Here is a 10,184-nt window from a genome sequence, read left to right as displayed (position 1 = left end):
GCCCCGAGGCCCGCGCACCGGCACCGGCCCCCGCCCACCCCTCAAAGCCTCCGCAGGAACCCGGCCACCACCGCCCCGAACCCCTCCGGATCCCCGGCCCGCACCCCGTGCCCCACCGGCAACTCCACCAACCGCACCCCACCCCTCCGCACCGCCATCTCCCGCGCGTGCTCCGCGGACAGCACCCCGCTCCGATCCCCCCGCACCAGCAGCGTCGGCTGCCGCACCGCCAGCCAGTCCGCCCAGTGGTCCCCGTTCAGGCCCCGCTGCGATTCCACCGCGTCCCCGGGCACGAACGCCGTCCCCCACCCGTCCGGGTACTCCCTCAGCGACCCGGCCAGGGCATCGGCCGCGCTCCCCACCCCCGCCAGGAACGCGGCCCGCGTACCGGCCCGCCGCGGCCACTCCCGTACGTGGGACAGGTCGCCGTCCACCACCGCCCCGACGTCCTCGACGACCACCGCCCGCACCAGATCGGGCCGGCGAGCGGCCAGCTGGTACGCGTTGACCCCGCCCAGCCCGTGCCCCATGACCACCGCCGGCCCCAGCCCCAGGTGCTCCAGTACGGCGGCCGCGTCCGCCACGTACCCCTCACGCCCGTACTCCGCCGCCCGGTCCGACGCCCCGTGCCCCCGCTGGTCGACCGCGATCACCCGCCACCGCGGCCCGACGTCGCGGGCGAACCGTTCGTAGGACCGTCCGTCCTGGAAGTGCCCGTGCAGCGCCAGCAGCGGCGCCCCCGCCCCGCCGAAGTCCGTGTACGCCAACCGCCGGCCGGGCCCACCGACCCCGGCCCCCGCGACCTCCACCACCCCCGGCAGCGGACCCAACTTCTCCGCCACCCGCTGCCGCAGCAACTGGTACTCCTCCCACCGCCGCGGCAGCCGCCCGCCCGGCCGCTTGCCCATCGGCCGCCCCGGCGTCACCGTCTGCCCGCGCCGGAACTGCTCCCGCGTCAGGTCGATCCGGATCCCGCCGGGCAGCACGTTCCAGCAGTGGTAGCCGTGCTGTTCCCCGTCCAGCCAGACCTCACCGACCATCAGCTCCCCGCCGACGAGGTCCTGCACGACCAGCGCGGTGATGTCGCAGTGCCCCCAGGCCGGATTGTCGGCGGTCCAGGGCGCCCGCTCGACATCGTCGGGCGAGCAGGTCTCGGCCGACCAGCCCGCCCGAATGGCCGCCTCGAGGTCCGCGAGTGTCCAGGGAGTCGTCATCCCCCAAGCCTCCCGCATCCCACCGACACCCGCCGTCCACCGCCCCTCCCCGGCCTCCCCCACCCGCGCCCACCACCACCCGTACGCGCCCCTCATGCCTCCACGCGCCCCCGTGCCGCGGCGACACCCGCGACCCGACGTCCCGTCAGGGCTTGCGCACGGCCGTCCATCCCTGCGTACAGCTCAGGGTCGCCGTGCACCAGTTCTCGAAGACGTCACCCGTCGTGGTGAGCACCTTCACGTACACCCGCTCACCGATCAGCCGCAGCGCCACCGAGCACGCGGTCCGCGGATACCCCGGGGTAGCCTCGGGCCGGGTCAGGTCCCGCCAGCTGTACGCACCCGTCACGGTGGCTCGCGCCCCCACGTACGTCCGTCCCCTGGTCACCGCCGCGCTGTACTCGGAAGTCCCCGGCCCCGGCACGGTGACCAGGTCCACGCACGGCCCCGCCGGCCCGGCCGGACCCGCCGGACCCCGGTCGCCCTTGGGCCCCTTCGGGCCCTTCTCGCCGCGCGCCCCCGTACATCCGTCGCCGACGGCTCCCGGGGCCCTCGACGCCTTCGCCCGCGCCGTCACCTCGTTCTTCGCGCACTTGCCGCCGCCCGAACCGGCCGCCGCCACCGTCGCACCCGCCCCGGGCACGGCGGCCGTCGCCGAGGCGGGCCCGCCCGTGAGCCCCAGCACCAACGGCACGGCCAATCCACAGGCCAGCCAAGCCCGCCGCCCGGTCTTCCCCGCAGTACCCATCCGAGTCTCCTCGCTTCGCGCCATCGAACGCGGCGAAGCATCCCGCGCAATCCACCGTGAGGATCGAACGACTGACGGAATGTCGGACGATGTCAGCGGCTCGGCCCAACGACACGCGGCACCGATGCGCCGATTGGCCGCCCCTCACCCGGCCCCCCGCACGGCGACCCGACAATCATTGCCCGGGGTCACCCCCCGTGATACACAGAGTGACCATACGTTCTTCCGCACGCACCCCACCCCCGCCCAGGTCAGAGCGCACGGACCGGGTGCGGGCCGGGAGAACGGGTAAAGAGAGCCACCAAGTCGACGACGGCGGCGGTTTCATCAGGGAAGATAGTGCGTGACCCCTGCCGACGGGCACGGGCTACCGGAACTACCCATACAGGGGCGGTGAGTTACATGATCCTGGCAGCGGAAAAGGGCGACATCACCACCATCATCGGCGGAATCGCCCCGAATTGGGGGCCGTTCGGCAGTCTCGGCAACGAAGCGAAGGTCATGATCGAAGTGGTCATGGCCATTGCGATCCTCCTCTGCCTCGGAATCGCCATCTGGGGCGCGGCCAAACAGCGCATCGGCGCGACCGCCCTGCGCGACACGTTCAGCGCGGAACAGGGCAAGGGCCTGATCGTCGCCGGCCTCACGGGCGTCTTCATCATCGGCTCCCTCGGCACCCTCTTCACGATCGTCTACGGAATGGCCGTCTAGCCGTGCAGCCCGGCGGCCGTCGTACCTGATGGCAAATCACCACACCGCGTCCGCGCGGGAACGAGCGCTACCGTCGTACGAGGCGGAGGGGGCGGACACGGAATGAGCAACGACGACCAGTACGGCGGCGGCGGAAGCCACGGCGAGGTCGGCGGCACGGGCCAAACCCGCACCCGCCTCCCGGACTCCCCCTCCGACTCCTACGGCACCCCCCGCCGCACCCCCCGCGCCTCCCGCGGCCTGGTCACGGTGGTCGGTGTGGTGGTCCTGCTCATCGCCGCCATCGCCTTCGCCAACCAGTCCCAGGACCCCCCACCGAACCAGGCCTCGGACAAGCCCCCGACGGGCAACGCGACGGCCCCCACGGGCACCAGCCCGGTCACCACGAAAACGACCGGCATCCCCAAGGGCTTCGCCCACGACGAACAGGGCGCCCAATCGGCCGCCACCAACTACGCGGTGGCCCTCGGCTCGGACGGGATGCTCAAGAAGGACGTCCGCCACACTCTCGTGGACACCATCTACACGCCGGAGGCGGCAGCCCAGCGCAAGGGCGCGCAGGACGCGGCGTACTCGCCGGCCTTCCTCGCCACCCTCGGACTCGATGCGAACGGGGCCGCTCCGCAGGGCAGCACCTTCGTCACCCGTGCCGTTCCGATCGGCACCCGCGTCGAGAGCTACAGCCCTACGACCGCCAAGGTCGCGGTCTGGTACACGGGCCTACTGGGGATGTCGGGAGCGAAGTCGACCAACCCGGTCCGCACCACCTGGAAGACCTGGACGTTCGAACTGTCCTGGGTGGGCGACGACTGGAAGGTCGCCTCCGACACCCAGCAGGACGGCCCCGCTCCCGTACCGGGCGACGTCCCCGCCTCCACGTCCGACGACATCAGCAAGGCCGTCCAGGAGTTCGGAGGGTTCACCTATGCCCGGTAGCCGCCGCCACCTCCGCATCGCCGGAGCCCTGGTCGCCGTACAGACCACAGTCGTCCTGACGTCCGCCCGCGCCTTCGCCGCGCCGACCCCGACTCCGACCCCATCGGGTTCGCCGAGCCCGTCGGGTTCACCGTCCAAGGACACCCGCTGCGAAGGCGTCATCGGTCCGGTCAGGGAATCCTGTGAACGCAGCGTCGGCGCCAATCCGGGCAGTACGCCGAACACCGGCCTCTCCCCCGACTCCCCCGCCGGCGCCCTCGACCCCCTCTCCTCCCTCGCCCGCGGCTGCGCCGACGCCGCCGCCTGGATCGTCGGCAAACTCAGCGAAGCCGTAAAGGGCACGGCCAACGTCGACTTCACCAACCCCGCCTTCCTCCAGCAGTACGCAGTGGTCTTCGCCGCCTCCACCATCCTCACCCTCGTCCTGTGGCTCCTCGCCGTCGCCAAGCGGGCCGTCCGCGGCGTCCCCCTCACCACCGCCCTCTCCGAGGCCATCGGCTTCCTCTGGCTGACCGTCCTCGCCTCCGCCTTCACCCCCTTGATCCTCTACACCGTCGTCTCCGCCACCGACGGCGTCACCGAGGTCATCGCCTCCGCCACCGGCAGCCAGACCGACGTCTTCTTCGGCTCCTTCACCGAGGCCCTCAAGAAGGGCGAGGACATCGGCGGCGGCCCGATCATGCTGATCGTCGTCTCCCTCGTCACGGTCCTCGCCGCCGGCATCCTGTGGCTGGAGCTCGTCATCCGGGCCGCCCTCCTCTACGTCGGCGCCCTCCTCGGCACCGTCGTCTACGCGGGCCTCGTCGACCGCAACATGTGGGGCCACGTCCGCCGCTGGGCGGGCATCATGATCGCCGTCATCCTCGTGAAGCCGGTCATCGTCATCGTCCTCGGCCTCGCCGGCGCCCTCGCCGGCGACAAGGGCCCCGACGCCTTCTCCGCCGTCGTCTCCGGACTGGCGATCATCCTCCTCGCGATCTTCGCGTCCGCGATGATCTACCGCTTCGTCCCCGGCTTCGGCGACGAGATCGCCTCCGCCCGCAGCAACCGCTCCAAGGCCACCGACGGTGCCCAGGCCGCCGCCGTCATCAGCTCCCCCGCCTCCCTCGTCTCCCAGGGCATCAAGACCCACAGCAGCCGCGGCGGCGGCGCCCACCGCGCCGACGGAGGCAGCGGAGGCAGCGGCGGGAGCGGCGGCAACCAGATCTCCGGAGGCATGGCCGCCCACAGCAGCCGCGGATCCGGCGGCGGATCCGGCGGCGGAACCGTCCCTCCGGCCGCACCCCCGCCCCGCACCGGTTCAAGCACGAGGAACACAGGAGGTGACGGGCGTTGACGACCCAGTCCCACCAGCTCCACCCGATCACACCCCGCCGCACGTATCTCATCGGCCGGGCCCGGCCGAACGCGATCGTCGGGAAGAACCGCGAGACGGGCGAGATCGCCCTGATCATCGCCGGCGCCTTCCTCGGCATGATGAGCGGCCTGCTCGTCCCCGACCTCACCCTGCGCATCGTCGCGCTCGTCGGCTTCCCGTTCCTCGCCCTCGCCGTCGTGTACGTCCCCTACAAGGGCCGCACCTTCTACCGCTGGTTCGAGATCAGCCGAAGCTACAAGCGCATCCTGCGCCGCGGCGCCACCTACCGTTCCTCGGCCGTCGAAGCCGGCACCCGCGCCGCCGACGGCCGCGAGGTCGAGGTCGGCCCGCCCCCCGGCATCGGCCGCATCAACTGGCTCGCCGCGCCGTTCGGCCCCGACGAGATCGCCGTGCTCCTCCACGCGGACCGCCGCACCGTCACCGCCGCCATCGAGATCGAGGGCCCCGGCGTCGGCCTGCGCGACAGCGAGGACCAGGAAGCCCTCGTCGACCGCTTCGGCACCCTCCTCAAGCACGTGGCGAACGGCGACGGCTTCGTCACCCGTCTCCAAATGCTCGCCCGCACCCTCCCGGCCGACCCGGACGCCCACGCGAAGGACGTGGCCCAGCGCGGCGACACCCACGCCCCCGTCTGGCTCCGCGACTCCTACGACCAACTCCAGTCGATGGTGTCGACGTCCTCCGAGCAGCACCGCGCGTACCTCGTCGCCTGCATGCACTACACCCGCGACCTGGCCGCCGAAGCCGTCGCCATCGCCCGCGCGTCGAGCCCCCAGAAGGGCCGCAAGCTCGACCGCGACTCCGGCCTCGCCATCGTCATGGCCCGCGAACTCACCGACATCTGCGCCCGCCTCGCCGAGGCCGACATCCGCGTCCGCCAGCCCCTCGGCCAGGGCCGCCTGTCCTCCCTCGTGCACTCCATGTACGACCCGGACCACCCCATCGACCACATCCAGGCCATGACGAAGCGCAACGCCTGGCCGGCCGAACTCGACGCCGTGGAGCCCACCTACCTCCAGGCCAAGACCCGCGAGTCCTCCACCCGCGCCCCCTGGTGCCACGCCACCGCCTGGGTCAAGGAGTGGCCGATGACCCCGGTCGGCGTGAACTTCCTCGCCCCGCTCCTCGTCCACACCCCGGACGTCATCCGCACCGTCGCCGTCACCATGGACCTCGAACCCACCGAGATCGCCATCGAGCGCATGCTCACGGAGAAGACGAACGACGAGGCCGACGCCTCCCGCGCCGCGAAGATGAACCGCACCGTCGACCCCCGCGACATCGCCGCCCACGGCCGACTCGACCAAAGGGGTGAAGATCTCGCCAGCGGTGCGGCAGGGGTCAACCTGGTCGGGTACATCACGGTGTCCTCCCGATCCCCGGAGGCCCTCGCCCGCGACAAGCGCACCATCCGCGCCTCCGCCGGCAAGTCCTACCTGAAGCTGGAGTGGTGCGACCGCGAGCACCACCGCGCCTTCGTCAACACCCTGCCGTTCGCCACCGGCATCCGACGCTAGCTGGAGGGAAGTGCCGCCCATGCGAGATCCCATGACCGCTCTGACGGACGCCTTCACCAGCTTCCTCTTCGGCAAGGTGGAAAGCACCCGCCTGCCCGTACGCACCTCCACCGGGCAGGCGCAGGCCGTGTACCTGCCCACCGCCGCCCCCGGTCTCGGCGACTCCGGCGTCATCATCGGCCGCGAGGTCTACAGCGGCAAGGGCTACATCTACGACCCCTTCCAGCTGTACGGCCAGCAGCTCCCGGCCCCCCACTGGCTGGTGCTGGGCGAGTCCGGAAACGGGAAGTCGGCCCTTGAGAAGACCTACGTCCTGCGCCAGCTCCGCTTCCGCGACCGCCAGGTCGTCGTCCTCGACGCGCAGGGCGAGGACGGCGTCGGCGAGTGGAACCTGATCGCCCAGCAGCTGGGGATAACCCCCATCCGCCTGGATCCCATCGCCGCGAACGACGACGGGATCCGCCTCAACCCCCTCGACCCGGCGATCACCACGACCGGCCAGCTCGCGCTGCTCCGGACCATCATCGAAGTCGCCATGGGCCACGGCCTCGACGAACGCTCCGGCTTCGCCCTCAAGGTCGCGCACGCCTACGTCGTCGCGACCATCAGGGACCGTCAGCCCGTCCTCACCGACATCGTGGACCAGCTCCGCCACCCCGAGGCCGAGTCCGCGGAAGCCATGAACGTCGACATAGACGACGTCCGGGCCTGGGGCCTCGACGTCGCGCTCGTCCTCGACCGCCTCGTCGACGGTGACCTGCGCGGCATGTTCGACGGCCCCACGACCGTCGGCATCGACCTCGACGCCCCGCTGATCGTCTTCGACCTCTCCCACATCGACCGCAACTCCATCGCGATGCCGATCCTCATGGCGATCGTCGGCGTGTGGCTGGAACACACCTGGATCCGCCCCGACCGGAAGAAGCGCATCTTCCTCGTCGAGGAGGCCTGGCACATCATCAACAGCCCCTTCGTGGCCCAGCTGTTCCAACGGCTCCTGAAGTTCGGCCGTCGCCTCGGCCTGTCCTTCGTCGCCGTCGTCCACCACCTCTCCGACGTCGTCGACGGAGCGGCCGCACGCGAAGCCGCGGCCATCCTCAAAATGGCCTCCACCCGCACCATCTACGCCCAGAAGGCCGACGAGGCCCGCGCCACCGGCCTCGTCCTCGGCCTGCCCCGATGGGCTGTGGAGATCATCCCGACCCTCACCCCCGGCATCGCCGTGTGGGACGTCAACGGCAACGTCCAGGTCGTCAAGCACCTCATCACCGAAGCCGAACGTCCCCTCGTCTACACGGACCGCGCGATGACGGAGTCCTCCGGCCCGCAGCTCCCCGACGAACTCCTGGCGGCCGAACTCGAAGCGGAGGAACGAGCCCTGTACATGGAACGCCACCGCCACGGCGGCCCCGGTTCAGCGACCACGGTGGCCTGACCGTGCCCCATGCCGGACGTACGGAGCCCCCGGCGCGAGCCGGCGGCGTCCCCGACGGACTCCTCGTCGGCCTGCTGGCCTTCCTCCTCGGGATCGCCGTCATGGTCTGGTCGGCCACGGGCCTCGCCGCGTTCTTCGCGAAGGGCGCCTGGCCGGACACCGTCACCTTCCGCAGCACCCCGGAGGCCGTCCGCGCCCTGATAGCGGAGCCGCACGACATCGCGGCGGCCTGGCCCGGCACCGACCCTTCGGCCCTCCCGGGCTGGGGCCTGTTCTGGGGCCTGTTCATCGGCCAACTCCTGGTCCTACTGGTCCTGACGATCTTCACCCTGGGCGTGGTGGCCCGCACGAAGGCCCGCCGCCAGGCCGCCCGCACCGCACCGCCGGCCCCCCTCCCGGCTCCCGCCCCGCATCCGGCAGCGGCCCCCGTCCCGACACAGGCGACGGCCCCGGCCGCACCGCCGGCCCCCGCTCCCGCTCCCACGCCGGCTCCGGCCCCCGCCCCGAAAACGGCACCGCCGGCACCGCCCGCACCCCGCCCCTCCCCCGTGGACGAGGCCTACCGCTACGGCTTCGGCTACGCACCGGCCACCCCGACGAAAACCCCTGCTCCCGCCGGTACCGCCGCCACGGCGACGGCCCACACCTCCGCCGGTCTGGCCTACGACACCCCGCCCTCCCGCCAACGCCTCGCCGCGGAGGCCATCGCCGCCGCCGAGGGCGCGGTCCTGGTCGTCACGTCGTCGCCGGCGCTCTGGGCGGACACGAAGGACGCCCGGGCCAAGCTCGGCCCGGTCCTCCTCTACGACCCTTCGCACCTGTGCGACACCCCGGCCCGCATGCACTGGAACCCCGCCGAGGGCTGCGCCGACCGCGACACCGCCGCCGCCCGGGCCGCGGCCCTGCTGGCCCCCGTACGCCCCCAGGCCCGCATCGACTCCGCGCTCGCCGACACCGCGGAAACGCTCCTCCGCAGCTGGCTCCAGGCGGCCGCGCTCGAAGAGCGCCCGTTCAAGCAGCTCCACCGCTGGGCCCAGGGCACCTCCGCCCAGGACCCGGTACGCATCCTCCGCACGCACCCCCGCGCGGCCGCGGGTACGGCCGGCGAGCTGGAGAGCGCCCTGACGGCACACCCGGAGCGCCGGGAACAGGCCCTCCAACTGACGGCCCGCGCCCTGAGCTCCCTCACGTCGATCCACATCCGTGAGGCCTGCAATCCCAATCGAACGGATTCGCTCACCCTGGCTTCGTTCGTGACCGAGGGGGGCAGCCTCTACGTGGTGGGAGAACCGCTCGAAGACCCCCGCTCCCACCCGGGTGCGATGCCACTGCTGACCGCACTCGCCTCCAGCGTGGTCGAGCACGGCCGGCGCATGGCCGCACGGTCATCCCACGGTCGGCTCGACCCACCACTGACCCTGGTCCTGGAGGACGTCGCGGCCGTCGCCCCGATCCCGGAGCTCCCGGACCTCCTCGATGACGACACGCTCCCCCTGCTGGCGCTGTGCCGCAGCCGCGAACAGGCCAGAGCCCGCTGGCCCCAGGCTTCCTTCGACCCCCGCTAGTCCGGCCGTCGGAGCAGGTACTCGTGCTCTTCCGCGCCCGAGTCCAGCCGTACGATGCGCCCGCTCGCGGTGAACCCGAACCGCCGGTAGGAGGCGGCCGCCCGCGGATTGTCCCGGTGCACGAAGAGCCGTACCCGATCCAACACCGGCTCCTCCAGGGACCACACCCATTCCACCGCGGCGGCCAACAGCGCTCCGGCCATCCCGCTGCCGCGCCACTCCTCGCGTACGAACACCCCGACGAGGTGCCCCTGTCCCTGCTCGACGCCCTGTCCGAAGATGTCGACGGTCCCGGCGTCCTCGACCAGCACGGTCACGCCCCCGCCCCACGTCCCGTCGGGCCCCTCGGCGACGAACTGCCGGGCCGTCCGCCCGTGCGAGGCTCCGTCCGCCCTCCCCCGCCAGAACGCGTCGGGATGGGACTCCGCCTTTTCGACGGTCTCCAGGAAGGCCACGGGGGCCGCCGGATCCTTGAGCGCGGCGATCCGCAGCTCCTTGACCTGCCGCCACTCGCCGGCCCGTACGGAACGTATCGAATGCTGGTCCATGACCGGGAATCCTAAACCGAAAACCCGATCGACCCCCAAACGCAGAAAAGCCCCGCACCAGTTACCTGGTGCGGGGCTTTCCCACAATGATTGTTCGGCGGCGTCCTACTCTCCCACAGGGTCCCCCCTGCA

At 72.0% G+C, this 10,184-nt stretch carries 9 protein-coding genes; 6 read left to right on the top strand and 3 right to left on the bottom strand.

Going from position 1 to position 10,184, the window contains the following annotated elements:
- Positions 1-41: 41 nt before the first annotated feature.
- Both ACFVS6_RS42595 and ACFVS6_RS42590 read right to left on the bottom strand, forming a co-directional pair.
- The gene (locus ACFVS6_RS42595) at positions 42-1,214 is read right to left on the bottom strand and encodes an alpha/beta fold hydrolase (RefSeq protein WP_389711925.1); all 1,173 of its coding nucleotides are present in this window, start codon (positions 1,212-1,214) and stop codon (positions 42-44) included.
- Positions 1,215-1,359: 145 nt separating this feature from the next.
- Complete coding sequence (locus ACFVS6_RS42590; protein ID WP_389711924.1) at positions 1,360-1,962, bottom strand: hypothetical protein; 603 nt, start codon at positions 1,960-1,962, stop codon at positions 1,360-1,362.
- A gap of 402 nt (positions 1,963-2,364) precedes the next feature.
- Between ACFVS6_RS42590 and ACFVS6_RS42585 the strand changes: the two genes are divergently transcribed.
- The 6 genes from ACFVS6_RS42585 (at position 2,365) to ACFVS6_RS42560 (ending at position 9,504) form a co-directional block, all read left to right on the top strand.
- Positions 2,365-2,673: a hypothetical protein gene (locus ACFVS6_RS42585; RefSeq protein ID WP_053676383.1), complete on the top strand. Its 309-nt coding sequence runs from the start codon at positions 2,365-2,367 to the stop codon at positions 2,671-2,673.
- 102 nt (positions 2,674-2,775) lie between these two features.
- Positions 2,776-3,609 carry a hypothetical protein gene (locus ACFVS6_RS42580; protein ID WP_389711923.1) on the top strand — a complete coding sequence of 278 codons (834 nt, stop codon included), beginning with the start codon at positions 2,776-2,778 and terminating at the stop codon, positions 3,607-3,609.
- Positions 3,599-4,945 carry a hypothetical protein gene (locus tag ACFVS6_RS42575; RefSeq protein WP_389711922.1) on the top strand — a complete coding sequence of 449 codons (1,347 nt, stop codon included), beginning with the start codon at positions 3,599-3,601 and terminating at the stop codon, positions 4,943-4,945. Before ACFVS6_RS42580 ends, ACFVS6_RS42575 begins: the two co-directional genes overlap by 11 nt.
- Positions 4,942-6,504, top strand: a complete 1,563-nt coding sequence (locus tag ACFVS6_RS42570; RefSeq protein ID WP_389711921.1) for an SCO6880 family protein — start codon at positions 4,942-4,944, stop codon at positions 6,502-6,504. The genes ACFVS6_RS42575 and ACFVS6_RS42570 overlap by 4 nt, the downstream gene beginning before the upstream one ends.
- A gap of 19 nt (positions 6,505-6,523) precedes the next feature.
- Complete coding sequence (locus tag ACFVS6_RS42565) at positions 6,524-7,939, top strand: ATP-binding protein (RefSeq protein WP_389711920.1); 1,416 nt, start codon at positions 6,524-6,526, stop codon at positions 7,937-7,939.
- A 2-nt stretch (positions 7,940-7,941) separates the two neighbouring features.
- A complete protein-coding gene (locus ACFVS6_RS42560) occupies positions 7,942-9,504 on the top strand; it encodes a type VI secretion protein (RefSeq protein ID WP_389711919.1) in 1,563 nt (520 codons plus the stop codon).
- Here the strand turns inward: ACFVS6_RS42560 and ACFVS6_RS42555 are convergent.
- A complete protein-coding gene (locus ACFVS6_RS42555; RefSeq protein WP_389711918.1) occupies positions 9,501-10,052 on the bottom strand; it encodes a GNAT family N-acetyltransferase in 552 nt (183 codons plus the stop codon). The two genes, ACFVS6_RS42560 and ACFVS6_RS42555, sit on opposite strands and share 4 nt — an antisense overlap.
- Between the last annotated feature and the right edge of the window lie 132 nt (positions 10,053-10,184).

Origin of the sequence: Streptomyces sp. NPDC057939 (assembly GCF_042887545.1) — a bacterium.
In the GTDB taxonomy this organism is placed as follows: Bacteria; Actinomycetota; Actinomycetes; order Streptomycetales; family Streptomycetaceae; genus Streptomyces.
Note: the sequence above shows the minus strand (reverse complement) of the source record. Positions and strands in the feature narration are given on the sequence as shown.